The organism is Paenibacillus sp. YYML68 (assembly GCF_027923405.1).
Lineage (GTDB): Bacteria > Bacillota > Bacilli > Paenibacillales > NBRC-103111 > Paenibacillus_G.
In genome coordinates this window covers 4,478,963-4,502,245 of record NZ_BQYI01000001.1, presented here as the reverse complement: position 1 = coordinate 4,502,245, position 23,283 = coordinate 4,478,963, and the positions used below count along the sequence as shown (strand labels likewise).

The 23,283-nt window shown below is 57.7% G+C and carries 23 protein-coding genes; 14 read left to right on the top strand and 9 right to left on the bottom strand.

Features of this window, described 5'->3' with window-relative positions:
• Positions 1 to 112 precede the first annotated feature (112 nt).
• The 4 genes from PAE68_RS20135 (at position 113) to PAE68_RS20120 (ending at position 4,556) form a co-directional block, all read left to right on the top strand.
• Positions 113 to 1,090: an ABC transporter ATP-binding protein gene (locus tag PAE68_RS20135; RefSeq protein ID WP_281889955.1), complete on the top strand. Its 978-nt coding sequence runs from the start codon at positions 113 to 115 to the stop codon at positions 1,088 to 1,090.
• Complete coding sequence (locus PAE68_RS20130) at positions 1,087 to 2,199, top strand: ABC transporter permease (protein ID WP_281889953.1); 1,113 nt, start codon at positions 1,087 to 1,089, stop codon at positions 2,197 to 2,199. The genes PAE68_RS20135 and PAE68_RS20130 overlap by 4 nt, the downstream gene beginning before the upstream one ends.
• A 242-nt stretch (positions 2,200 to 2,441) precedes the next feature.
• Positions 2,442 to 2,651, top strand: a complete 210-nt coding sequence (locus tag PAE68_RS20125) for a hypothetical protein (protein WP_281889951.1) — start codon at positions 2,442 to 2,444, stop codon at positions 2,649 to 2,651.
• A 135-nt stretch (positions 2,652 to 2,786) separates the two neighbouring features.
• Positions 2,787 to 4,556, top strand: coding sequence for a B12-binding domain-containing radical SAM protein (locus PAE68_RS20120; protein WP_281889949.1), 1,770 nt, complete (start codon positions 2,787 to 2,789; stop codon positions 4,554 to 4,556).
• Between the two features lie 62 nt (positions 4,557 to 4,618).
• Here the strand turns inward: PAE68_RS20120 and PAE68_RS20115 are convergent, their stop codons facing one another.
• From PAE68_RS20115 to mnmL, 6 genes are all read right to left on the bottom strand, one after another.
• The gene (locus tag PAE68_RS20115; RefSeq protein ID WP_281889947.1) at positions 4,619 to 5,113 is read right to left on the bottom strand and encodes a hypothetical protein; all 495 of its coding nucleotides are present in this window, start codon (positions 5,111 to 5,113) and stop codon (positions 4,619 to 4,621) included.
• Between the two features lie 14 nt (positions 5,114 to 5,127).
• Positions 5,128 to 6,717, bottom strand: coding sequence for a DUF5050 domain-containing protein (locus tag PAE68_RS20110; RefSeq protein WP_281889945.1), 1,590 nt, complete (start codon positions 6,715 to 6,717; stop codon positions 5,128 to 5,130).
• Between the two features lie 98 nt (positions 6,718 to 6,815).
• Positions 6,816 to 7,688, bottom strand: a complete 873-nt coding sequence (locus PAE68_RS20105; protein ID WP_281889944.1) for a hypothetical protein — start codon at positions 7,686 to 7,688, stop codon at positions 6,816 to 6,818.
• Positions 7,678 to 8,646 (bottom strand): type I phosphomannose isomerase catalytic subunit, encoded by a 969-nt coding sequence (locus tag PAE68_RS20100; RefSeq protein ID WP_281889942.1) that lies wholly within the window; start codon positions 8,644 to 8,646, stop codon positions 7,678 to 7,680. Before PAE68_RS20100 ends, PAE68_RS20105 begins: the two co-directional genes overlap by 11 nt.
• 116 nt (positions 8,647 to 8,762) lie before the next feature.
• Positions 8,763 to 9,335, bottom strand: coding sequence for a tRNA 5-(aminomethyl)-2-thiouridylate-methyltransferase MnmM (gene mnmM / locus PAE68_RS20095; protein ID WP_281889940.1), 573 nt, complete (start codon positions 9,333 to 9,335; stop codon positions 8,763 to 8,765).
• An 86-nt stretch (positions 9,336 to 9,421) separates the two neighbouring features.
• Entirely contained in the window at positions 9,422 to 10,417 is a 996-nt protein-coding gene (mnmL, locus tag PAE68_RS20090) for a tRNA modification radical SAM protein MnmL/YtqA (protein WP_281889938.1), read from the bottom strand.
• Between the two features lie 185 nt (positions 10,418 to 10,602).
• Here mnmL and PAE68_RS20085 point away from each other — a divergent pair, with 185 nt between their 5' ends.
• From PAE68_RS20085 to trmB, 3 genes are all read left to right on the top strand, one after another.
• A complete protein-coding gene (locus tag PAE68_RS20085) occupies positions 10,603 to 11,079 on the top strand; it encodes a WGxxGxxG family protein (protein ID WP_281889936.1) in 477 nt (158 codons plus the stop codon).
• Between the two features lie 37 nt (positions 11,080 to 11,116).
• The gene (locus PAE68_RS20080) at positions 11,117 to 11,320 is read left to right on the top strand and encodes a hypothetical protein (RefSeq protein ID WP_281889934.1); all 204 of its coding nucleotides are present in this window, start codon (positions 11,117 to 11,119) and stop codon (positions 11,318 to 11,320) included.
• A gap of 131 nt (positions 11,321 to 11,451) precedes the next feature.
• The gene (gene trmB / locus PAE68_RS20075; RefSeq protein WP_281889932.1) at positions 11,452 to 12,204 is read left to right on the top strand and encodes a tRNA (guanosine(46)-N7)-methyltransferase TrmB; all 753 of its coding nucleotides are present in this window, start codon (positions 11,452 to 11,454) and stop codon (positions 12,202 to 12,204) included.
• A 169-nt stretch (positions 12,205 to 12,373) separates the two neighbouring features.
• On the opposite strand, the gene PAE68_RS20070 is transcribed toward trmB, so the two are convergent.
• Complete coding sequence (locus PAE68_RS20070) at positions 12,374 to 13,558, bottom strand: MGDG synthase family glycosyltransferase (RefSeq protein WP_281889931.1); 1,185 nt, start codon at positions 13,556 to 13,558, stop codon at positions 12,374 to 12,376.
• Between the two features lie 60 nt (positions 13,559 to 13,618).
• Positions 13,619 to 14,146 carry a phosphatase PAP2 family protein gene (locus PAE68_RS20065; protein WP_281889930.1) on the bottom strand — a complete coding sequence of 176 codons (528 nt, stop codon included), beginning with the start codon at positions 14,144 to 14,146 and terminating at the stop codon, positions 13,619 to 13,621.
• Between the two features lie 291 nt (positions 14,147 to 14,437).
• Here PAE68_RS20065 and PAE68_RS20060 point away from each other — a divergent pair, with 291 nt between their 5' ends.
• The 5 genes from PAE68_RS20060 to rplT all read left to right on the top strand — a co-directional run bounded on the left by PAE68_RS20060 (position 14,438) and on the right by rplT (position 18,624).
• The gene (locus PAE68_RS20060) at positions 14,438 to 15,610 is read left to right on the top strand and encodes a glycosyltransferase family 4 protein (protein WP_281889928.1); all 1,173 of its coding nucleotides are present in this window, start codon (positions 14,438 to 14,440) and stop codon (positions 15,608 to 15,610) included.
• Between the two features lie 314 nt (positions 15,611 to 15,924).
• Positions 15,925 to 17,160, top strand: a complete 1,236-nt coding sequence (locus PAE68_RS20055; RefSeq protein ID WP_281889926.1) for a glycosyltransferase family 2 protein — start codon at positions 15,925 to 15,927, stop codon at positions 17,158 to 17,160.
• Between the two features lie 322 nt (positions 17,161 to 17,482).
• The gene (gene infC, locus PAE68_RS20050; protein ID WP_281889924.1) at positions 17,483 to 17,983 is read left to right on the top strand and encodes a translation initiation factor IF-3; all 501 of its coding nucleotides are present in this window, start codon (positions 17,483 to 17,485) and stop codon (positions 17,981 to 17,983) included.
• A gap of 26 nt (positions 17,984 to 18,009) precedes the next feature.
• Complete coding sequence (gene rpmI, locus PAE68_RS20045) at positions 18,010 to 18,210, top strand: 50S ribosomal protein L35 (RefSeq protein WP_281889922.1); 201 nt, start codon at positions 18,010 to 18,012, stop codon at positions 18,208 to 18,210.
• Between the two features lie 54 nt (positions 18,211 to 18,264).
• Positions 18,265 to 18,624 carry a 50S ribosomal protein L20 gene (gene rplT, locus PAE68_RS20040; protein ID WP_281889920.1) on the top strand — a complete coding sequence of 120 codons (360 nt, stop codon included), beginning with the start codon at positions 18,265 to 18,267 and terminating at the stop codon, positions 18,622 to 18,624.
• 1,335 nt (positions 18,625 to 19,959) lie between these two features.
• Here rplT and PAE68_RS20035 read toward each other — a convergent pair.
• Entirely contained in the window at positions 19,960 to 21,006 is a 1,047-nt protein-coding gene (locus tag PAE68_RS20035) for a ribonuclease E domain-containing protein (protein WP_281889918.1), read from the bottom strand.
• A 724-nt stretch (positions 21,007 to 21,730) separates the two neighbouring features.
• On the opposite strand from PAE68_RS20035, the gene PAE68_RS20030 reads away from it, so the two are divergent.
• Together PAE68_RS20030 and PAE68_RS20025 are read left to right on the top strand one after the other, a co-directional pair.
• Positions 21,731 to 22,102: a Na-translocating system protein MpsC family protein gene (locus PAE68_RS20030; protein WP_281889917.1), complete on the top strand. Its 372-nt coding sequence runs from the start codon at positions 21,731 to 21,733 to the stop codon at positions 22,100 to 22,102.
• A 55-nt stretch (positions 22,103 to 22,157) separates the two neighbouring features.
• Entirely contained in the window at positions 22,158 to 23,180 is a 1,023-nt protein-coding gene (locus PAE68_RS20025; protein ID WP_281889915.1) for a sodium-dependent bicarbonate transport family permease, read from the top strand.
• The last annotated feature ends 103 nt before the right edge of the window (positions 23,181 to 23,283 follow it).

Genomic DNA, 23,283 nt, shown 5'->3' with positions numbered 1-23,283 from the left:
CCCGCCTCATACCCCCGCACTTCCTTTGTCCCGCCTCACCCCCCGGTGCTATAATGGAACAGATAACCAAGGATAGCTGCTTCACGTCATAGGAGCCATAAGGAGTGAATTCATGTCCACCAATGAAATCATGATTCAAGCGCAAGGCCTCGTGAAGCGGTACGGGACGCATACGGCGGTGAACGGGGTGCATTTTGAAGTCCGGAAGGGTGAGGTGTTCGGGCTGCTCGGGCCCAATGGGGCGGGCAAGACGACGACGATGGAGATGCTGGAGGGGCTGCGGCGGCCGGATGAGGGCAGGGCGCTCGTCGCTGGCTACGACACGCGTACCGAGCTGAATCGGGTGAAGCAGGTGATCGGCGTGCAGCTGCAGTCGACGTCGCTGTTCGATCTGCTGCAGGTCGAGGAGATTATTCGCATGTACGCGAGCTTCTACCCGTCATCTGTACCGATTGAGCCGCTTCTTGAGGATATGATCCTGACGGACAAAAGAAACGATCGCGTCAAGCATCTCTCCGGCGGTCAGAAGCAGCGTCTCGCCATCGCGCTAGCGCTCGTCAACGATCCGCAGGTCGTCTTCCTCGACGAACCGACGACAGGGCTCGACCCGCAGGCGCGGCGCACGCTCTGGGACATCGTCCTCCGTCTGAAGGAGCGCGGCAAGACGGTCGTGCTCAGCACGCATTATATGGAAGAAGCGCACGTGCTGTGCGACCGCATCTGCCTCATCGAGAGCGGCAAGGTCATCGCGCTCGATACGCCTGCAGCGCTCGTACGCAGCCTGCAGAGCGAGAACGCCATCGAGTTCCGGCTGCTTGACGCCGAGCTCGCGGGCAGCACCGCCTCTGCGAGCGGTCAAGGGAAGGAGCCGCTCCATCTGCAGCAGCTGCGGCAGGTCGAGGGCGTGAAGCAGGTCGACGTCCGCCACGACCAGTACGTGCTGTACACCGATGAGCTGCAGCGGACGCTCGTTGATTTTATTAACCGATCGACGCAATACAATTGGAAGGTGCATGACCTGCAGACCCGCACGGCGACGCTAGAGGACGTGTTCATCCATATGACCGGAAGGAGCCTGAGAGAAGCATGAATGCATATATTCAACTCACGCTCGCACAGCTGCGGCTGTTCGCGCGCAATCGTCAGGTGCTGCTATGGATGACGGCGTTCCCGATCTTCTTCATGATCATGCTCGGCACGTTCCTCGGCAAGGACAATCCCGTATCCGTAACAGGAGCCGTGCTCGATCAGGATCAGTCAGCTCTGTCGCAATCGCTCGTGCAGTCGCTGCAGAGCGACCCGGTGCTCAAGCTGACGCCGTCCACGGATCTTGAGCAGGAGCTGGCCGCCCTTGAGAATGGCAACCAGCAGCTCGTGCTCGTCATTCCGCAGGGGTACGAGCAGAAGCTCAAGGAGCGCAGCCAAGGCCCACAGCCAGTGCAGCCCGCCGTCGAGGTGCAGGTGTACTACGATCAGACGAACACGACCGCGTCAACGCTCGGGCTGCAGCTGCTCGCGCCGGTCATCGACCGCGTCGATAAGGAGCTCGCCGGCTACACGTCGTCGGTCGTGCTGAAGCCGCAGGGCGTCCAGTCGCTGCAGCTGCGCTACATCGACTTCCTCGTGCCGGGCATACTCGCCATGATGATCATGTCGAACAACTTGAACGGCGTCTCCGGTCAGATCGCCTCATGGCGCGAGCGCGGCATTCTGAGACGAATGCAGAGCACGACGCTCAAGGCGTCGACGTTCATCGCCTCGCAGATTACGGCACGGCTCGTGCTGAACGGTCTGCAGGCCGTGCTCGTGCTGCTCGTCGGCTACTTCCTGTTCGGCACGCAGGTGAACGGCTCGTGGCTGCTGCTGCTCAGCTTCATCGTGCTCGGGACGCTCGCCTTCATGGCGACCGGGTTCATCGTAGCAGGTATCGCCAAGACACCGGAGAGCGCGGGGCCGATCGCAGGCTTCCTCTCGTTCCCGATGATGTTCGTCGGGGGCGTCTTTTTCCCGATACAGAACATGCCTGAATTCCTGCAGCCGCTCGTGCGGCTCATCCCGATCACCCATCTGTCCACGGCGCTGCGTCAAGTGATGAACGTCGGCACAGGGCTCGGCGGACTGTGGGTCGAGGCGCTGTTCCTCGGCGGCTGGCTCGTCGTCGCGTTCGCGGTGGCGACCTGGACGTTCAAGTGGGAGTAGGTCTGCGGTGCGCAGGTAAGTAGGCGATGGAGCGGGGCCGTACACCCTTTTACATAACAATCGGTATATATGGGAAAAACTAATCGCGCACAGGTGAATAAGATGAACGAGGTAAGCGGACGAACTGAAGATTTAATGCCACGTTGATGCTCCGCTAATCTTGTCTTAATGTTCAGCCTGTAGACTAGTGAACAGGAATTCACCTGGCGAAAGGAACGATTAACCCCATGATTTTGTATCAGATGGCGAAAAGACTCGACGACCGCAACCGACTTCAGCTGAACATCAATGCCGCCGACGGCGATGTGCTCGACCTCGTGCAGCAGAAGGAGCAGGTCGAGGAGCAGCTGCAGACGCAGGCTACCGTATGGAACGATGAGCGTCAGGATCAGTTTATGCTGGAGGCTGTAACGCCGAATACCGATTGGATGCAGCCGGGTCGCATGGTTTAGCCGCGCAGGAGAGCTGATCAATATACTGCTTGATGAGGAGAAAATGGGCCGCGAGGTGCCATTTTCTTTTTTTGTGTTCGCTGTCGATTACGTGTAGAATAGGGGTACTTACCAACGGATAAAGAGGTTGCATTCATGAGCTTAAACATTGTGCTATCGACGCTTAACGCGAAATATATTCATACATCGCTCGCGCTGCGCTATTTGAAGGCGTTTAGCGAGCGGGATTTTCCCGGCATCCACATCGCAGAATATACGATCAAGGACCCTGCGATGAACATCGTGTCGGATCTGTACAGCAAGCGGCCGGACGTCGTCGGCTTCTCGTGCTACATCTGGAACATTGAAGAGACGATCGTCGTCGTCAATATGCTTCGCAAAATTATGCCCGACCTCACCATCGTCCTCGGCGGACCGGAGGTGTCCTACGATACGGAGTATTGGATGAACCGTCTGCCTGATGTCGACTACATCGTGATGGGCGAGGGGGAGGAGACGTTCCATCATCTGCTGACGGAGCTCAGGGGCTCGCGGGCGCTGTACAGTGTGTTCGGACTCGCCTACCGTAAGGATGACCGGGTCATCCTGAACCCGCCGCGGCCGAAGGTGCCGCTGGACGAGCTGCCGACCCCGCATCGGTTCGCTGAGGATGTGCCAAGTCTGGCTAATCGCGTCGTCTACTTCGAGACGAGCCGCGGCTGTCCGTTCAGCTGCCAGTTCTGCCTGTCCTCGATTGAGGTCGGCGTGCGGTACTTCGACATCGAGCGGACGAAGAGCGACCTGTTGTACTTGATCGGAGCGGGCGCGAAGCTGATTAAGTTCGTCGATCGGACTTTTAACATTAAGCGTGAGTACGCACTGGAGATGTTCGACTTCTTGATCCAGCATCATCAGGGCTGTGTGTTCCAGTTCGAGATTACGGCTGACATTATGCGCCCCGAGGTGCTCGACTACTTGCGTGAGCATGCCCCGCCGGGTATATTCCGCTTCGAGATTGGTGTCCAGTCGACGAACGACCTGACGAACAGCCTCGTCAAGCGGAGGCAGAACTTCGCGAAGCTGACCCGCACGGTGACGATGGTGAAGGAGAGCGGCAAGATTGACCAGCACTTGGACCTCATCGCCGGACTGCCGGAGGAGGATTACGGCTCGTTCCGCAAGACGTTCAACGACGTGTTCGCACTCGGACCGGAAGAGCTGCAGCTCGGCTTCTTGAAGATGCTCCGCGGTACGGGCATGCGTCACGATGCGGACAAGTACGGCTACATCTACATGGACCACGCGCCGTATGAGATACTCGGCAATGACATTCTGCCCTTCTCGGATCTCGTGCGGATTAAGCGGGTGGAGGATGTGCTGGAGAAATATTGGAACGCGCACCGGATGGACCATACGGTTCACTACTTGATCGAGCGCGAGTTCACCTCGGCGTTCGACTTCTTCCAGCAGTTCGGAGACTATTGGGAGCAGCAGGGCTGGCAGAAGATCGGCCACCAGCTCGAGGATCTGTTCACGCGACTGCGCTCGTTCCTGCAGCATCGCGGCACCGAGGGGCTCGATGTGATCGAAGGGCTGATGAAGCTCGATTATTTCTTGAACCACAAGTATAAGCCTCGCAAAATATGGTGGGACTTCACGCTCGACAAGTCTCGCCAGGCCAGCTACCTGCGCCTGCTCGCCGAGCAGCCTCAGCAGGTGTCGGACCGCTTCGCGTCGCTGCGCATCGGCGAGAAGGAGCTGCACAAGCACGTCATGATCGAGGTGCTGCCGTTCCGGCTCGATCATTACCTCGCGACCGGCGAGCTCGACCGCTCGGGCGAGCAGCTGCTCGCCGTCTACTTCCAGCCGGACGCCGGGGCGAAGCCTCAGACGTTCACGCTCGCTCTGGAGGCGGCGGGGGCGTAGGGGTGCTGTAATGGGCTTAATAGCCCCGTCCGTAAAGGGACGGGGCTATTGGGCAATCCAGTCTAATTCTGATTTACAGCATATTTAGCTGCCACTTCTCTAGCAGCCTCTTCAAATTCCCTCAGCAATATATCCGCGGGCCTAGACTTATCGTTTAATTCCTGATTAAACCGATCAAACAATGCTCGCTTTTCCTTCGTTTCTTCCAGCCTTATAAGGACACTAGGATCAGTCACATTCACATCTCGATTGCTCTTGCGATCATAATTTTCGTTAAGGAGCAGTAACTGCTCGTACGCTTGTAATTTGCGTTTAAGTACGTCTTCGGAATTATCAGATGTGATCTTATCAGATGTGATCTCTTCCTTGTGCACAGCGATTTCATGTGCTGATTCTAGAACAGCGGGCTTATCGTCTTCACGTGTTGGGCTCGGAATCGCAAGAAGAAGACCGCATGCGCCAATGATCATGCTGCTGACGATGAGTGCATAGATGTTCTTTTTCACAATCAAGTCGGCTCCTCTCTTACCTACTAAGCTGACCTTCACTTCTTTCATGTACAATAAGCGGCCTATTCACCCCATCGTTCAACAATGCGAACGGTCCCATCAGCTGCATTAGTGATTATTACAGTCTCCCCGGCTGCCCACACATCGGTAGCGTGGTTGGCAATGGGGAGCTGAAGCTGCCCCTTGGCATCCAAGATCTTGACACCGTAGGCTGCGTCATGGGCAAGATCGCACACCAGCTTACCCTGAATAAGGTGAACCTTGTCGATCACATCCTCCAGCACGAGCGTGTCTTCTTGGAGCGGGTTGGCTTGGAATAGCTGCACTCCACCGCTCGGTAGACCCACGGTATAGAAAACATGCCCATCCATCTCTTGATACCAGTCTGCTACAGGTCGATCGGACAGCTGGAGCTCGTGATTTCCATCCAGATCAGAGGAGTATAGGGCGTTATCACTATCCTTCACGTAATAGAGCTTATCGTTGATAATTCGAAAATCACGCACCGCAGCGTTGACCACCTTCGTGCTTTCATAGGTTGTTAAGTCGATGCGATAGATGTTATTGACATCCCCGTCTGCTACAACAGGATACGCGGATGCTAACGTATACAAGTGATCTCCTTGTGCATACGTGGAGTAGCTCCGTTGGTAGCCAGGCGGGTTCAGGATTCGCCAGCCGTAGATCAGCTCGGGGCTGCCCACACTTTTGCCATCCTGTACCGATTGACCTTGCTCCACGAGCACAACGTTATTGCCGACGGGTGGAACATGCTGTTGAACGATTATGGTACCTGACGGGGTCTTTACAAAATCGAGGTTCCCCCTATGCTCTGCAACGCCTTGTCCATGCTCATCGATCCTGATGAATACGCTCTGTCCTGTCGTAAGCTGGCCAGCATGGTGGGAGAACCAGAGCTCGTTGTCTTTGAGCATGAAGGTGACACTCTTGTCTTTACTAGAGACCGCCTCGAAGGAGTACACGAGCTCCTTAATGGATGGTGCTGCGGCTGAGGATCGGTACACGTGGTTGGATGAGCCTTCCGACTCTATGTAGTAATAATAGTGCTGGTAATAAGCGACGTCATTCTGGACCGCGCTTGGGGGAAGGGCAACCGTAGTGATAACCGGATTGTCGGAGGCAATCTTGAGCCCCTCGGCCTCGCTCCATTCATAGCTCCAATTGAACATGTCGTGAGCAAATTTCCAGGTTAAAGGGAAATAAGTGATGTTGTTGACCATAAGAACGTGGTATTGCTCTGTGGCATTATCAATGCTCAGACCATTCACCGTTACTTGGAAATCGGGTATTGTCGCTTTCATTGAAGCTTGATTAGTAGGAGAGGGGGATAGGTATAGCATGTAGGCTGAGGTTACCGTACCCGTGGAGATGACGAGTCCTTCCTGATCGGTCCAAGAAGCTTCTAAGCCTAGCAGTCTGGAGTCATACCACGTCATGGGGAAGTACGTGATATGGTTATAGGAGACCAGCGGATATTCACGCTTGCGATTATCGACCTTATTGCCATTGATGCTTACCTCGTAAGATACCAGCTTGACGGTAACATGATTGTCAGCTGCCTGGGCTGTTCCTGAGGATGCGAGCAGGGTCATTCCGAGTACAGCTAGCTTTCCATACGATGAGAGTCTCAACTTTACCACTTCCTTCATTATTATGTAGAATTAGACGAAGGGAGTGGGGGAAGGTTGCGCTATCTCATTCATGGGATTAGGGATCGGTAGCAACGTCGTTACGCCCCATGAGTGCGTGCGCCTGCGTTCCGCGGCCAGCGGATAGCGAACGTTTCGTGCGCTACCGCCACGCTCGTGCTTGCGCCTGCGCTCCGCCGCCCGCGGATAGCGCACGTTTCGTGCGCTATCGCCACGCTCGTGCTTGCGCCTGCGCTCGGCCGCCCGCGGATAGCGCACGTTTCGTGCGCTAAGGCCCCGCACGTGCGTGCGCCTGCGCTCCGCCGCTTGCGGCTAGCGCATGTTTCGTGCGCTACCGCCCCGCACGTGCGTGTGCCTGCGCTTCGCCGCCCGCGTATAGCGCACGTTTCGTGCGCTACCGCCACGCTCGTGCTTGCGCCTGCGCTCCGCCGCCCGCGTATAGCGCACGTTTCGTGCGCTATCGCCACGCTCGTGCTTGCGCCTGCGCTCGGCCGCCCGCGGATAGCGCACGTTTCGTGCGCTACCGCCACGCTCGTGCGTGTGCCTGCGCTCCGCCGCCCGCGTATAGCGCACGTTTCGTGCGCTACCGCCACGCTCGTGCTTGCGCCTGCGCTCGGCCGCTCGCGGATAGCGCACGTTTCGTGCGCTACCGCCCCGCACGTGCTTGCGCCTGCGCTCCGCCGCCCGCGTATAGCGCACGTTTCGTGCGCTACCGCCCCGCTCGTGCGTGTGCCTGCGCTCCGCCGCCCGCGTATAGCGCACGTTTCGTGCGCTACCGCCACGCTCGTGCTTGCGCCTGCGCTCCGCCGCCCGCGTATAGCGCACGTTTCGTGCGCTACCGCCACGCTCGTGCTTGTGCCTGCGCCCCGCGGCCAGCGTATAGCGCACGTACCGTGCGCTATCGCCGGGTGAGTCCAGTCGCCTGCGCCCCGCCGCCCGCCGTTAGCGCACATAACTCCTCAGCACCGTCATCCCACCACTCAACGTATACTCCCCCATACTCGCAGGCATCAGCACACATTCCCCCGCCTTAAGCGACAGCTCGCCGTTTGCATAACGCACTGAGCCTTCACCCTCGCACACGATATGAATGACGAAGCTGTCGGCTGTCGTGCAGAGACTCCATCCCCCCTCGACACGTCCCTTCTCGGTGATGAAGAACGGTGAGCTCGCGAGCGTCAGCCACTCGTTGGTAGCAGCGAGGTCGGTCTTCATATAAGTAGCGCCAGCGCCTTCATACGCGATCACGTTCAACGAATCCTCCACATGCAGCTCCCGCGGCTGGCCGTCGAGGCCGAGACGGTCGTAGTCGTACAGACGGTACGTGCTGTCGGAGTTTTGCTGTATCTCCGCAACGAGTACGCCTGCGCCGAGCGCGTGCACGGTGCCTGCGGGGATGTAGAAGCTGTCGCCGGCTTCGACGGTTACTTCGTTCAAGCAGTCCATGATGCGGTTGTCCGCGATCGCCTGAGCGAGCTGCTCTCGCGTCACGCCCTCGTTCATGCCGTAGATGATCTTCGCGCCCGGTTTCGCATCGAGAATGTACCACATCTCGGTCTTGCCGAGCTCGCCCTCTGGCAATCGCTCGTAATGATCGTTCGGGTGCACCTGAACGGACAGGTCATCCTGACAGTCCAGCAGCTTGATGAGCAGCGGGAAGCGGCCCGTCTTCTCCGAGAAGCCCTTACGTCCGAACAGCTCCTCGCCGTATTGCTCCCGAAGCTGATCGAGGCCCAGCCCGGCCAGCTCACCGTTCACGACAGCTGTCGTTCCGTTCGGATGATCGCCGATCATCCAGCCTTCACCGATGACGCCCTCGGGCACGTTAAGGCCGAATTGCTCCAGCGCTCGTCCGCCCCAGACGCGTTCCTTGAACTCGGGCTTAAACTTTAACGGGTATGGTTTCATCATCGTTTACAACCGCTCCTTCTCTAACGTTATTCTCGTGTATACAAATTGTATCAAACATTACAAAGACAAGCTATGTATTTGTAGCGAAAATTTTTCTCCTGTTAAGGTCCGAAAATTCATCTCTTCTCAATTGCCACACAATACGGCGGATGGTTGCGCTGGTTCAAGTATCGGTACGTCAGCACCTGATACTGCGCCTGCGGCAAGGAGGCTGCCCAAGCCTCGACCGCCTCGGCTTCCTCCTGTCCGCCGGGATGCCCGGTGTACAGGACGATCGTGATGACACCGCCTCGGCGCAGCAACGACGCTGCTGCTTCGAGTGCAGGCAACGTCGAAGCGGCCGTCGTAATCGTCGCATGGTCATGACCGGGTAAGTAGCCGAGATTGAACGTCACAGCCGCCACACGGCCGTGCGTCTCAGTAGGCAGCGCCTCTGCGAGCTCTGCGTGGCTGTGATGCACGAGCTCGACGCGGTGCCCCGGCGCTTCCAACGCACAGCGAGCCGCGGTCCGCTCAAGTGCTGCGGCTTGAATATCGAAGGCGTATACAGTGCCAGATGGCCCTGTACATCTTGCCAAGTATACGGTATCTACGCCGTTGCCTGCCGTCGCATCGACGACCGGCTCGCCGGGCTTAACACGTTCTTCAATGAGCTTGTGTGCGAAGCTCAGTATGGATAGGAAGCCCAAGTGACTCGTCCTTTCTGCCTGAAAAGCTCTAGTGATAGTAATTGTACGAATAGCTCTAATAACAGCCGCGTTAGCAGCATGCTTGACTAACATGAACCCTGCTCACTTATTTCCTCCACAGCCCGCTGACCGTCCCACAGCCGTCCCTGCCACGTATTGCGCTCGCGCAGCTCGGCGTCGAAGGCGTTCAGCACCTCCCACTTCTTGAGGCTCCACATCGGGCCGATGAGCAGGTCGCGAGGCGCGTCACCGGTCAGCCGGTGGACGATCATGTTCGGAGGCAGCAGCTCGAGCGTATCGACGACGAGCTTGACGTATTCGTCCTTCTCGAGGAAGCGCACCAGTCCCGCCTCGTACTGCTTCACCATCGGCGTCTTGCGCATCAGATGCAGCAGATGAATCTTGATGCCTTGGACGTCCATCTGGGCGACGGCGCGTCCAGTGTCGAGCATCATCTCATGCGTCTCCATCGGCAGACCGTAGATGATGTGCGCACAGACGCGGATGCCGCGGGCGCGCAGGCGTGCCACCGCATCCTCGTAGCATGCTGTATCGTGTGCGCGGTTAATGAGCTGCGACGTCTCCTCATGGATCGTCTGCAGACCCATCTCGATCCACAGATACGTCCGCTCGTTCAGCTCGGCGAGGTAATCGACGACATCGTCGGGCAAGCAGTCCGGTCGCGTTGCGATCGACAAGCCGACGACGCCCGGCTGGGCGAGGATCGCTTCATAATATTCGCGCAGCTCCTCCACAGGCGCATACGTGTTCGTATACGCTTGGAAGTAGCCGATATATTGCGCCTCCGGCCACTTGCGGTGCTGCAGGTCGCGGATGTTGTTGAATTGCGTCACCAGATCGTCGCGGCGGCTGCCTGCGAAGTCACCGGAGCCGCGGGCGCTGCAGAATGTGCAGCCGCCTGTCGCGATCTTGCCGTCCCGATTCGGACACGTGAAGCCAGCGTCCAGCATTACCTTGAACACCTTCGTGCCGAACTGGCGGCGCATCTCGTAATTCCATGTATGGAACCGCTTATCCCCCCATAGTCGGGGCTCGGCAGCGGATGATAGCTCTGTAGCCATAGCGAATGCTCCTTCACGTGCGGATTTCCTTCAAATTATTTTACCGAAAACGTGGAGGAAAAGCGAACCTTTCCTGACATCATCCCCTGCTTCTCCCAAGGATAAAGACAGAGCGCAAAGCCTATCCTAATGCTTGCAAGGCGGCAAACCAAACTTTTGATTCAAGAAGGGAGATTTCTCACATCATGAACAAGTTCGGTAAAACGGTGCTGGCTTTGGCCCTGACGGCGTCCCTCGGCTTCACAGGACAAGCGTTCGCGGAATCGATGACGACAACGGGCACAACAGGTACGGGCAACTACAGCACGTATGGAACGGGCACAGTAGGTACGACAGGTACGACAACAGGAACAACAATGGGTACAACGACAGGAACAACGACAGGTACGGGTATGACGACCGACATGACGAACAACACGTACGGTACAACGAATACCGATGCGGATTACAACGACAACATGCTCGATCGGATGAACATGTACACGAACACAGCCGACCGCACAGGCTACAACTACGGCGGCAACTACAACACGACCTCGTACCGCACGAATGCGGCAGCCGATGACGATTTTGACTGGGGCTGGTTAGGTCTGCTCGGTCTTCTGGGTCTTGCCGGTATGCGTAACCGCAACCGTGACGAGAGCGAATTCCGCAACAAATAAGGAGCGCACTACGTGTTCCGTTAAGGGGTGAAGGCTCATGAGCCTGACTTCAGAGGATAACAAAATACGAATCGAGCTGTCTGTAAACGAAGCGATGGCACTCGGTCTGGGCGTACGCTATGCGGCAGACTCATCCGTCGCGACGAATGCCCGTAAGAAGGTCAACGAAGCGCTCGAAGCTGCGCTGTTCCAGATACAGCCGCGACAGCCGCAATTGCATTACGAACTTATCGAAGCGTAAGCTTCATCTTCAACCGCAGATCGTCGCAAGGAGGAGCTTGCTCTTTCTTGTGGCGGTCTCTCTTTTCTTTCGGAGGTATTCGGAGTATAATCTTCAAAAACAACGATATATTGCGGCTGGAGGACCATTCAATGCGTTTAAGAGGACGTAAAGGCATTAAGGAGGCGCTGGAGGCTCAGCCTGAGCTAGTCATTCTGGAGCCTCATGAGTACAAGGGCAAGTGGAGAGACGTGTTCGGCAACGACCGGCCGATCCATGTGGAGCTCGGCATGGGCAAGGGACGCTTCATCAGCGAGCTGAGCGCTCGCAACCCGCAAGTGAACTACATAGGCATCGACATGTACGATGAGCTGATCCGTCGCGGCAGCGAGAAGGCGAGACTGTCCCGTGAGGAGCACGGCGGCGACTTATCGAACCTGCGGCTCGTCCGCTTCAATATCGAGTTTCTGGAGGACATCTTCGACGAGGGCGAGCTGGAGCGCATATACTTGAACTTCAGCGACCCTTGGCCGAAGAAAAAGCACGCCCGTCGCCGACTGACGCATCCCGCGTTCGTCACGAAGTACCAGCAGGTGCTGAATGCTCGCGGCGAGATTCATTTCAAGACCGATTCGCGCAGCCTGTTCGAGTTCTCATTAAATTCGTTCTCCGATATGGGGCTGCGCATGCGCAACATCTCGCTCGATCTACATGCCGACGGACTGCGTACCGACCTCGTAATGACCGAATACGAGACGAAGTTCGCGCAGCAGGGCATGCCGATTCACCGACTGGAGGTCGTCATCGGCCATCAGGCGATGGAGCAGCATCTGAGCCGACTGAAGCAGGAGGCGGAAGGAGCCGCGGCACAGCAGGAGCTCGATGATGAGGATGACTCGGAGTAGGGAGTAAGAGCAAGAACAAGAGTAGGGAAAGTGGGTTAGGAGTAACAATGAAGCCCTAATCCAGCAACGAGGACGAACGATACAGAAGACAGACAAGATCGTATACGAATATAACGTGAGAACCCCGTACTTCCTGAGCGGAAGACGGGGTTCTTTGTCATAGTTGCACTTAGCCCTTGCCTGCTAACACCAGCTCCGGACCGCGCGTATAGCGATCCTCATCTACCATCTGCTCCTCCGCACCGATCATCGACAGAATGACCCTCGAGCAATCCGCCGGATTGTAGGCGCGTGTCGTCTGCACGATCGTCTCCCGACGCTGCTGCATCGCCGGATATTGCTCGGTTAGCAGTTCGAACCAGCGGTCGACCGTATCGAGCGAGCGGATCGATTCGCCAAGTCCGAGCTGAGTGAAGTATTGCAGGTTCTCCTCCTCTTGCCCAGGGATTGGCTCGTAGAACAGCATCGGAATTCCCTTCGCCAGCGCCTCTGTACACGTCATGCCGCCCGGCTTCGTAATGAGCAGGTCGGATACGTCCATCCACTTATCGATTTCCTTCGTAAAACCAAGCAGTCTCACGTTCGGATGCCGGAAGCGGCTATCCTCCAATAGCGAAGCACGCGCCTTCTCGTTGCTGCCGAGACAGACGACGATCTGCAGCTGCTCGCGCCAGCTGATCAGATGCTCGAGGAACGACGTGCCCTTCATGATGCCCCAGCCGCCGCCCATGACGAGCACCGTCGGCAGCGGCTTCAGGCCGAAGCTGTGGCGCAGCTCGTCGCGGTTGTGCTGTCCCCAGAAGTTCGGGTGCACCGGAATGCCGGTCACCTGCACATTGGCTGGCGCGACGCCGCGGCGCAGCAGCTTCTCCTTCACGTCAGGCGTGGAGACGAGATATTGATTGACCTCGCGGCTGACCCACGTACCGTGCGCGTCATAGTCGGTAATGACCGTGAACAGCGGCACATCAAGCCCCATTCGCTTCAGGCGCGAGATGACTGCGCTCGGGAACGGGTGCGTGCATACGACTGCATCGGGACGCAGCTGGCGGATGACCGCTGCCGTCTGCGCATAGAAGATGCGATGCAGCGCGAGCTGCGTGATGCGGTTCAGCGACTTCTTGTATTGTGCCCGGTACACCATGCCGTATAGCTTCGGCTGCGTGGCGACCGTCTTGCGGTAAGCGTTGAATACGAACGGAGCGAGCGTCGGATGCAGGAACTTGCCCAGCTCCAGGACGCGAGTCTGGATGTTCGGCGATAACATTCGCAGGCTTTCGGCAAGCGCGTGCGCGGCTTGGGTGTGTCCGGCGCCGAAGCCTTCGGATAGGAGTAGAACCCTCTTTTTGCGCATAAGCGATTCACCATACCTTATACGTATTGAGATGCTGAACATTCGGCTCGCCGTATTCGGCTACCCGATGAAGGCGACGGCGGCCACGGCCGTCATCGTACCGATCATGCTGCCGGCGAGGCAATCGGACGGGTAATGCAGGCCCAGATATATTCGCGACAGTCCGACCAGGAGCGCAACCGGAAGCAGCAGCGCGAGAATGAGTGGACTGATGAACATGAGCGGCACGAGCACCGAGAAGACGGCGGTCGTATGACCGGACGGGAACGAATGATCGGTCAGCGGATTTTTGCACGTATGGGTATCAGGTACAACAAGATAAGGGCGCAGGCGCGGATACTTCTTCTTAATGATGGCTACGGGCAGGTGACTGATGGCGAGCGCGACACAGCTCTGAATACCGGCCAGCTTCCAGCCGCCTCCGGCGAACAAGGCAAGCAGCAGCGACATCGAGATCATGAAGGTCGCCCCGCCGACATGGGTGATGACATTGAAGAAACGGTCCAGCAGACCGTGCTGGATACGTTGATTGACAAAGCAAAACATACGATTCTCATGGTGCTGAAGCCAAGTCACGACACGGCTCACAGGACAGCGCCTCCTCGGGTTGGGATAAGCTTACATTGAATCACATATACCTTGATTGTAAGGGTCGAATGTTAATGGAGTATCAACGGAACAATTAGAAAAAATTAATGCTGTATTGATGCTCCGTTAACAGAGCCGGGATATCATAACAGGTGGTGTTTGTAAAAAATATGCTTATCCTCTATACGCGACAGAAGCATCTTTTGTTCCACTCTATTCGTCTGTATTCCCATTTTTCAAGGATTTATAGGCGCATAACCGTTCGAAAGCGAAATGTTGAGGAGGTTAATCATGAGAGTAGCCCTGTTTACGGATACGTTCGAGCCGGATGTGAACGGCGTCGCCAAGACGCTGGGCCGATGGGTGAGGTTTCTGGAGTCGCGCGGGGTTGAATGCAAGGTGTTCGCACCTCAGAGTCATTCGGCTGCCGAATCTGATCAACGAATGGTGGAACGATTTTACAGCATCCCTTTCCTGTTATATCCGGAGTGCCGTATGGCTATCCCTAACCCGATGAACCTCAAGAAGACGCTGAAGGCGTTCAATCCCGACCTCATTCATCTGGCAACGCCCTTCAACCTGGGTCTTGTCGGACTTCATTATGCGAAGCGCAATCACGTGCCGGTTGTCGCGTCGTATCATACTCATTTCGACCAATATCTACATTATTATAAGCTGCCGTGGATGGAGCCGATGCTGTGGAAGTACATGCTCTGGTTCCATCAGGACTGCAAAAAAATATATGCCCCCTCCCGTTCGACCCAGCTGCACCTCGAGGACAAGGGCTTGAAGAATGTCGAAATATGGTCCCGGGGAGTCGAGGTCAATCGCTTCCATCCGTTCGTCGACCGCGATGCGGTTCTTCGTGCCCGCAACATTTCCCCGAGTAAGTTCGTCTTGTTATATGTTGGTAGACTTGCTCCTGAGAAAAGCGTCGACGTGCTGATGCGCACGTTCGAATCGCTGCCTGAGCCGCTGCGCGCCAAGTCACACTTGATCGTGGCCGGAGACGGACCGCTGCTGAGGCCGTTGCAGGAGCAATACGGAGGTGAGGCCGACATTACGTTTACCGGCTTCCAGCAGGGCAAGGAGCTGAGCGATCTGTACGCGGCAGCTGATGTGTTCGTATTCCCTTCCGCGACGGAAACGTTCGGCAACGTGGTGCTGGAGGCGATGGCTTCAGGGACGGTCGTAGTCGGAGCGAATGCCGGCGGCGTAGCCGATAACATTGAGCATGGACGGACCGGTCTGCTGTGCACGCCAGGGGAAGCTGCGGAATTTGTCGAGGCGATCTGCTCGATTCATGATGACCGTGAGGGTGCCGCAAAGCTCGCGCAGGCTGGCCGAAGCTACAGTCAGCGCCAGTCGTGGGATGCCATTTTTACAAGGCTGTATGAGAGCTACATGGAAGTGACGGCAGCCTCGGACCCGTTCAAGACGGAAGGGCTGTACGTGTTGAAATAACGCTGTGCCGCAATCGTTCAGACGATATTCACGAATGAACTTATAAAATATTTGAAAAACGATGAAAATAAGACGTAATAGCTGTGTGGCAAAGAGTCTGGGCACAATTGCGCCCGTTTCTCACCGAATTAACTAGGATCTGACGGAATCAGGCTGTTTAAGCTTTTGACAAATCAGGTTAAAGAGAGGAAAATCATATTCGGCGACGGACGCAATTCCAATTGCCGCCATCGAATGGCTGTAACAGCAAGAGAATAGAGACAACGCTGTACAAAGGAACTACAAAAGGGGTACATACAAAAGGGGGATGTTTCATGTTGGACAGTATCCTGTTAGGCCTCCAGATTTTTTTGGCCGTTACCGGAGGCTATCAGCTGCTTCTAACGTTTTTCGGTTGGTATAGGCGCAAAGGTAAGCAGAAGCACGCACCGCAGAAGTCGTTCGCGGTACTCGTTGCTGCACATAACGAGGAGCAGGTCGTCGGAGCGCTGATCGAGAACCTGAAGACGCTCGATTATCCGAAGGAGCTGTACGATATTTTCGTCATTTGCGATAACTGCTCGGACAACACGGCCCAGATCGCGCGCGATATGGGTGTTCACGCCTGCGAACGCAGCAATCTGAAGCTGCGGGGCAAGGGCTATGCGATCGAGTGGATGCTTAAGGAGCTGTGGAAGATGCCGCGTCAATACGACGCGATCGTGATGTTCGACGCCGATAATCTGGTCAATCCGGATTACTTGCAGCATATGAACGACGACCTGTGCAACGGCTCGAAGGTCATCCAAGCTTATTTGGATACGAAGAATCCGCACGATTCCTGGATTACAGCGGCTTATGCCGTTACGTATTGGTATTGCAACCGTCTATGGCAGCTGCCGCGCACGAATCTGGGTCTGGCCAACTATCTTGGCGGCACAGGGATGTGCTTCGAGACGAAGCTGCTTAAGGAAATGGGCTGGGGCGCAACGAGCCTCGTCGAGGATCTGGAGTTCACGATGCGCTGCGTCATGCGCGGTGTGAATCCGACGTTCAACTACGACGCGAAGGTGTACGACGAGAAGCCGCTGACGTTCAAGGCGTCGGCCCGCCAGCGTCTGCGCTGGATGCAGGGACACTTCGATGTCGCAAGACGTTACTTCCTGCCGCTGTTCTGGTCGGGGATTAAGGAAGGCAGCTGGGCGAAGATTGATACAGCGGTGTACGCGCTGAACGTATATAACGTATTTGTCGGCTCCATTCTGACCATCGTGCTGTGGCTGAACATTATGCTGCCGGGTGTAGAGAAGTTCAGCTCGCTGTATGAGCTGTCACCGTTCTTCTTCGCCTTGTTCTCGGTGCTGTCCTACGGACAGTTCATCGTCGCGCTCGTGCTGGAGAAGGCGCCGCTGAAGACGTACAAATATTTGATCACGTTCCCGGTGTACCTGTTCTCCTGGTGGCCGATCACGTTCTATGCTTTCTTCACGCAGAACAACAAGCAGTGGAGCCATACGGAGCATACGCGTGTGATCCGGCTTGAGGAAGTGCAGAGTAAGCAGGCGGGATAGTGGATGGCTGAATGGGTTTGTGAATTCGGTTGACAGGGTTGAGTCGGGTGTGATATATTATTCGGGTGCAAAGAAGAAGCGCCCGCTTCTCACCTGTCCGACTTTGTTGGCTGGTTATTGACTGAATGTGAAGGCTTTGGCAGATCGACCGCTTACATAAGCTGCGATCCCATTTTGACCTCATAGACGTGGGCGCTTGTGCCCGCGTCTTTTATTTTTGTTAAGCGGCGCTGTCTTCGCGGACCTACTTGGTGCGCGGAGCCGTTTATTCTTTGTCTTGGTACAATCACTTTGGAGGTGGCAGGCTATCAGTACAGATTACATGATTAATGATGAAATTCGGGCGAGAGAAGTTCGATTGATTGGCGCAGACGGTGAGCAGCTCGGCATCAAGCCGATTCGCGAGGCGCTTCAGCTGGCGCAGGACTTGAATTTGGACCTCGTCAATGTCGCTCCTACCGCTAAGCCTCCGGTTTGCCGGGTGATGGACTACGGGAAGTATCGTTATGAGATGCAGAAGAAAGAGAAGGAAGCCCGTAAGAATCAGAAGATCGTCGAGCTGAAGGAAATTCGCCTGAGTGCAACCATTGATGAGCACGATTTCCAAACAAAGCTGCGCAATGTCGTGAAGTTCTTGAACGATGGCGATAAAGTGAAGCTGAGCGTACGCTTCCGCGGACGCGAAATTGCTCACGCCCAGATCGGACAGCGTCAACTCGAGCGCATGGCAGCTGAGGTTGAAGAGCTGTGCATCATCGAGCGTAGGCCGAAGCTGGAAGGCCGAAGCATGATCATGATCCTGGCTCCAAAGCAACAGCAGTAAACTTACTCTTTAAGGAGGAACATCCCATGCCAAAAATGAAAACTCACAGCAGCCTGAAAGGCCGCTTCAAGATTACAGGTACAGGTAAAGTTATGCGCTACAAGGCGTACAAAAACCACCTGCTCTCCGGCAAATCCGGCCGTCAGAAGCGTGTTCTGGCTACGAATCCGGTTATGGCTCCGGGCGACGTAAGACGCTTGAAGCAGCAGCTGTCCAACATTAAGTAATAAGTAAGCACAACGGGCCCATCTAATATTTATACATTCTGGAGGTAGATCGTCATGGCAAGAGTTAAGGGCGGCTTTATCCGCACTCGTCGTCGTAAGAAAATTTTGAAGCTTGCTAAAGGTTATTTCGGTTCGAAGCATAGATTATTTAAAACAGCTAAAGAGCAGGTCATGAAGTCCCTGATGTACGCATACCGCGACCGTCGCCAGAAGAAGCGCGACTTCCGCAAGCTGTGGATCGTACGGATCAACGCGGCTGCTCGTCAGAACGGCTTGTCCTACAGCAAGCTGATGCACGGCCTGAAGCTTGCGGGCGTTGAAGTGAACCGCAAGATGCTGGCTGACCTGGCTGTGAACGATATCAACTCGTTCAACACGCTGGCTGCAACAGCAAAGGAAAAAGTGAACGCTTAATAGCGATCAATAGAGGAAAACCTTGTTAGAAGCGCCGATGGCGCTTGCTGGCAAGGTTTTTTTGTGCGGTTGGAGGGGGGGCGTGCGCTAAGGCCGCACGCGGCGAGGCGCGGTGCGCGGCGCCGGGCCCGATAGCGCACGAAGCGTGCGCTAAGGCCGCACGCGGCGAGGCGCGGTGCGCGGCGCCGGGCCCGATAGCGCACGAAGCGTGCGCTAAGGCCGCACGCGACGAGGCGCGGTGCGCGGCGGCGGGCCGAATAGCGCACGAAGCGTGCGCTAAAGCCGCACGCGGTGAGGCGCGGTGCGCGGCGGCGGGCCCGATAGCGCACGAAGCGTGCGCTAAGGCCGCACGCGGCGAGGCGCCGTGCGCGGCGGCGGGCCCGATAGCGCACGAAGCGTGCGCTAAGGCCGCACGCGGCGAGGCGCGGTGCGCGGCGGCGGGCCGAATAGCGCACGAAGCGTGCGCTAAGGCCGCACGCGGCGAGGCGCGGTGCGCGGCGGCGGGCCCGATAGCGCACGAAGCGTGCGCTAAGGCCGCACGCGGCTAGGCGCGGTGCGCGGCGGCGGGCCTGATAGCGCACGAAGCGTGCGCTAAGGCCGCACGCGGTGAGGCGCGGTGCGCGGCGGCGGGCCCGATAGCGCACGAAGCGTGCGCTAAGGCCGCACGCGGCGAGGCGCGATGCGCGGCGGCGGGCCCGATAGCGCACGAAGCGTGCGCTAAGGCCGCACGCGGCGAGGCGCCGTGCGCGGCGGCGGGCCCGATAGCGCACGAAGCGTGCGCTAAGGCCGCACGCGGCTAGGCGCCGTGCGCGGCGGCGGGCCCGATAGCGCACGAAGCGTGCGCTAAGGCCGCACGCGGCTAGGCGCCGTGCGCGGCGGCGGGCCCGATAGCGCACGAAGCGTGCGCTAAGGCCGCACGCGGCTAGGCGCCGTGCGCGGCGTCGGGCCGAATAGCGCACGAAGCGTGCGCTAAGGCCGCACGCGACGAGGCGCGGTGCGCGGCGGCGGGCCCGATAGCGCACGAAGCGTGCGCTAAGGCCGCACGCGGCGAGGCGCGATGCGCGGCGGCGGGCCCGATAGCGCACGAAGCGTGCGCTAAGGCCGCACGCGGCGAGGCGCCGTGCGCGGCGGCGGGCCCGATAGCGCACGAAGCGTGCGCTAAGGCCGCACGCGGCTAGGCGCCGTGCGCGGCGGCGGGCCCGATAGCGCACGAAGCGTGCGCTAAGGCCGCACGCGGCTAGGCGCCGTGCGCGGCGTCGGGCCGAATAGCGCACGAAGCGTGCGCTAAGGCCGCACGCGGCGAGGCGGCGGGCCCGATAGCGCACGAAGCGTGCGCTAAAGCCCCACAGGCACGATGAATCGTGCCTCGGGTATCCACCGCTGACGGTAGAAATCGCGGCCTTTGATCTCGATCCGGTCGTCAAAGACGTCGACGAACAGCCCCTCGCTCTCCTCAGGCGGCAGTTCTCGTTCACCGCCCTGCCCATCATCGTTCCACACGTGGCTCACGGACGACGAGTTGACCATCGTGAAGCTGTCACGGACGAGCGTATGCGGCAGCTTCAGCTCCCAGTGTGTATGCCCCGAGAAGATCACCGCCTGCGGGTATGCAGCCAATATGCGCTTCAGCTCCTCGTGCTGAGCGACGTGCTGGGCACAGCATACCCGTGAGCCCGATACCGTGCCTGGCAGCGGCTGATGCAGGAAGACAAAGAAGGGCTTGCCGTTCGTCATCGCCTCCTTTGCCTCGGTCCCCGCCGCCGACGCGATCGCCTTCACCTCCGCGGCCTCGATCTCGGTCTCCCTCACAGTCGCCTCGGTCCCCGCCGCCGACGCGATCGCCTTCACCTCCGCGGCCTCGATCTCGGTCTCCCTCACAGTCGCCTCGGTCCCCGCCGCCGACGCGATCGCCTTCACCTCCGCGGCCTCGATCTCGGTCTCCCTCACAGTCGCCTCGGTCCCCGCCGCCGACGCGATCGCCTTCACCTCCGCGGCCTCGATCTCGGTCTCCCTCACAGTCGCCTCGGTCCCCGCCGCCGACGCGATCGCCTTCACCTCCGCGGCCTCGATTTCGGTCTCCCTCACAGTCGCCTCGGTCCCCGCCGCCGACGCGATCGCCTTTACCTCCGCGGCCTCGATCTCGGTCTCCCTCACAGTCGCCTCGGTCCCCGCCGCCGACGCGATCGCCTTCACCTCCGCGGCCTCGATCTCGTTCTCCCTTACAGTCGCCTCGGCCTCCGCCTTCGCCACCTTCCCCTCCAGCGTCTGCTTCAGCCATTGCAGATGCTCCGTTGACAAGTACGCGTACTCTCCAAGCTCGTGGCCGGATTGTCGGTAGCGCTCAGAGCCGAGGAAGACGAACAGATAGCCGTTAATCTCCACAGTATGATAGAGGCTCGTATAGCCTGTGAATTGAAGGTAGCGCTCGATCGAGGCGGCCTCCGTCTCCCCGTTCGGGAACGTATCGGCACTCCAGCCTCCGCTTCGGTTATGGCAAGCTTTATAGTCTGCGACGTAAACCCCCTTGCTTGAGCTATGGGGATGTAAGTCGCCATCTGCGAATAGCTTGCGTTAGTTTTATTGAATCTATCTATTGTTTTGTGGTATACTGATCTTGAGGTGATAACCGTGTAGAACGGTGATGAAGAGAAGCGCAGCTAATCGAGTCCAGTGTAGCCGGTTACAAGTCACGATGGATTCACCTCTGCGAATGGAGTCAGTGCATTTCCACTATACGGGGGAAGGGTCATCCCTGGATTAGAAAGGTTCAAAGCTTATATGAAGTGGGCGAGCCGCTTTAACAATTCGTTCAAAAAGTATGTGCTACTTTAAAACTTTTTATTGACTTTCGACTGTACTTCTGATAATAATATGTAAAGAAATTTCCGTAAGATTTCATAGGAGCATGTTGACAGGGGACCGCTTCAGCAGCCATTCGAATCGTGTATTCGTCTCGGATGAAGGGGCATCAGGTACCGGGACTGTCGGCCTAAGCCTGAAATAAATCGGTATGTTTTTTTGACGGTGCTGTTACCGTCGAGAAAATATGCCGTTTTTTTGTGCGCTAAAAGGTTAAGGTAGTAAAAAACGCAAGGAGGAGATCGCAGTGGCAGTTGGAAGCAAGGGTGCGCTGGAGGACAAGATCAGCCGGGCCGTCACACAGTGGGAGAAGGAATACCTGGGCAGGGGACCGCTGCTGGTGAAGTCCGACATCGTGCGCAACATGATCGTCGTGCTGCTGAAGGGGATATTGACCCCGGCTGAGCAGAAGCTCGCGGAGAGCAGGGAAGGGTTGCTGTCGATCAAGCGCATTCGCGCAGATCTGATCGAATCGGGGATGGAGCAGCTGAAGGAGATCGTCGCGGAGCTGGTCGGTGTCGAGGTCGTGAGCGTGCATACCGACATCAGTACGAAGACAGGGGAGCGCGTGCTGGTGTTCATGCTGGCGGGCAGCCTGGAGGAGCCTCACACCAACTAGAATACGAGAGCGGAACTGGAACGGCAGGAGTAGATAATAAGGGAGAGATCATACGATGGAATTCATTGTACAACATCTAACATCACCGGCGGTGCTGCTGTTCGTGCTCGGGCTGCTGGCCGCCTCATGGAAGTCGGATCTGAAATTTCCTCCGGCGCTGATGGAATCGCTCAGCATCTATCTGCTGCTCGCGATTGGCTTGAAGGGCGGTATGGAGCTGGCCCACTTCAGCCTCCATGAGCTGGTGAAGCCGGCGGCGGTCACGATCGGCATTGGCGTGCTCATCCCGTTCGGTGTGTTCGCGGCGGCCCGTGCCTTCGGCTTCAAGCAGGCGGACGCGATTGCGGCGGCGGCCACGTACGGCTCTGTCAGCATCGTCACCTTCGGCATTGCAGCCTCGTACCTGCAGGAGCTCGGCATGGCTTACGAGGGCTACATGAGTGCCATGGTCGTGCTGCTGGAGAGTCCAGCGATCCTAACGTCGCTGCTGCTGTACGCGATCCTGAAGTCCGCACCTGCGTCGCAAGGCGCCCGGCGTACGACGCAAGCGGTCGGAGTCTTACCAGGCGGTCTGTCCGGACTGCTCGCGGTCAAATGGGGGCATGTGCTGCGTGAAGGTCTGCTCGGTCAAAGCGTGCTGCTGCTCATAGGTGGTCTTGTCATCGGTATGGCTGCCGGAGAGAATGCGCTGCCGGTCGCGAAGCCGCTGTTCATCGACCTGTACCCGAGCATCCTGATGCTGTTCCTGCTCGGCATGGGGCTCAAGGCAGGAGAGCGTCTCGGCGAGCTGAAGGCGCAGGGGCTGCGCGTCGTCGGCCTCGCACTGCTGCTGCCGCCTGTGCTTGGGGCAATCGGCGTGCTGCTCGGCCATTGGAGCGGCATGTCCGTCGGTGGAGCGGCGCTGCTCGGCGTCATGGCCGCCAGCGGCTCCTACATCGCCGCGCCGGCTGCGCTGCGGACGGCGGTGCCGGAGGCGAATCCGTCCGTCTACATCGGCATGGCGCTCGCCGTCACGTTCCCGTTCAACCTACTCATCGGCTTGCCGCTGATGGTACAGCTTGCGCAGGCGCTCGGATAAAGTGCCCAACCGCTTTTTACAGCTTGACGACCAGCCCTCATTCGGCATATAATACAAAAAAGTACAAACTGATGCGAAATGCAATGAAGAGGACGAAGTTATA

Coding starts and splice junctions, on each gene's coding strand:
- PAE68_RS20135 (WP_281889955.1), top strand. CDS start 113: ATGTCCACCAATGAAATCATGATTCAAGCGCAAGGCCTCGTGAAGCGG.
- PAE68_RS20130 (WP_281889953.1), top strand. CDS start 1,087: ATGAATGCATATATTCAACTCACGCTCGCACAGCTGCGGCTGTTCGCG.
- PAE68_RS20125 (WP_281889951.1), top strand. CDS start 2,442: ATGGCGAAAAGACTCGACGACCGCAACCGACTTCAGCTGAACATCAAT.
- PAE68_RS20120 (WP_281889949.1), top strand. CDS start 2,787: ATGAGCTTAAACATTGTGCTATCGACGCTTAACGCGAAATATATTCAT.
- PAE68_RS20115 (WP_281889947.1), bottom strand. CDS start 5,113: ATGAAAGAAGTGAAGGTCAGCTTAGTAGGTAAGAGAGGAGCCGACTTG.
- PAE68_RS20105 (WP_281889944.1), bottom strand. CDS start 7,688: ATGTGCGCTAACGGCGGGCGGCGGGGCGCAGGCGACTGGACTCACCCG.
- PAE68_RS20100 (WP_281889942.1), bottom strand. CDS start 8,646: ATGATGAAACCATACCCGTTAAAGTTTAAGCCCGAGTTCAAGGAACGC.
- mnmL (WP_281889938.1), bottom strand. CDS start 10,417: ATGGCTACAGAGCTATCATCCGCTGCCGAGCCCCGACTATGGGGGGAT.
- PAE68_RS20085 (WP_281889936.1), top strand. CDS start 10,603: ATGAACAAGTTCGGTAAAACGGTGCTGGCTTTGGCCCTGACGGCGTCC.
- PAE68_RS20080 (WP_281889934.1), top strand. CDS start 11,117: ATGAGCCTGACTTCAGAGGATAACAAAATACGAATCGAGCTGTCTGTA.
- trmB (WP_281889932.1), top strand. CDS start 11,452: ATGCGTTTAAGAGGACGTAAAGGCATTAAGGAGGCGCTGGAGGCTCAG.
- PAE68_RS20070 (WP_281889931.1), bottom strand. CDS start 13,558: ATGCGCAAAAAGAGGGTTCTACTCCTATCCGAAGGCTTCGGCGCCGGA.
- PAE68_RS20060 (WP_281889928.1), top strand. CDS start 14,438: ATGAGAGTAGCCCTGTTTACGGATACGTTCGAGCCGGATGTGAACGGC.
- PAE68_RS20055 (WP_281889926.1), top strand. CDS start 15,925: ATGTTGGACAGTATCCTGTTAGGCCTCCAGATTTTTTTGGCCGTTACC.
- infC (WP_281889924.1), top strand. CDS start 17,483: ATGATTAATGATGAAATTCGGGCGAGAGAAGTTCGATTGATTGGCGCA.
- rpmI (WP_281889922.1), top strand. CDS start 18,010: ATGCCAAAAATGAAAACTCACAGCAGCCTGAAAGGCCGCTTCAAGATT.
- rplT (WP_281889920.1), top strand. CDS start 18,265: ATGGCAAGAGTTAAGGGCGGCTTTATCCGCACTCGTCGTCGTAAGAAA.
- PAE68_RS20025 (WP_281889915.1), top strand. CDS start 22,158: ATGGAATTCATTGTACAACATCTAACATCACCGGCGGTGCTGCTGTTC.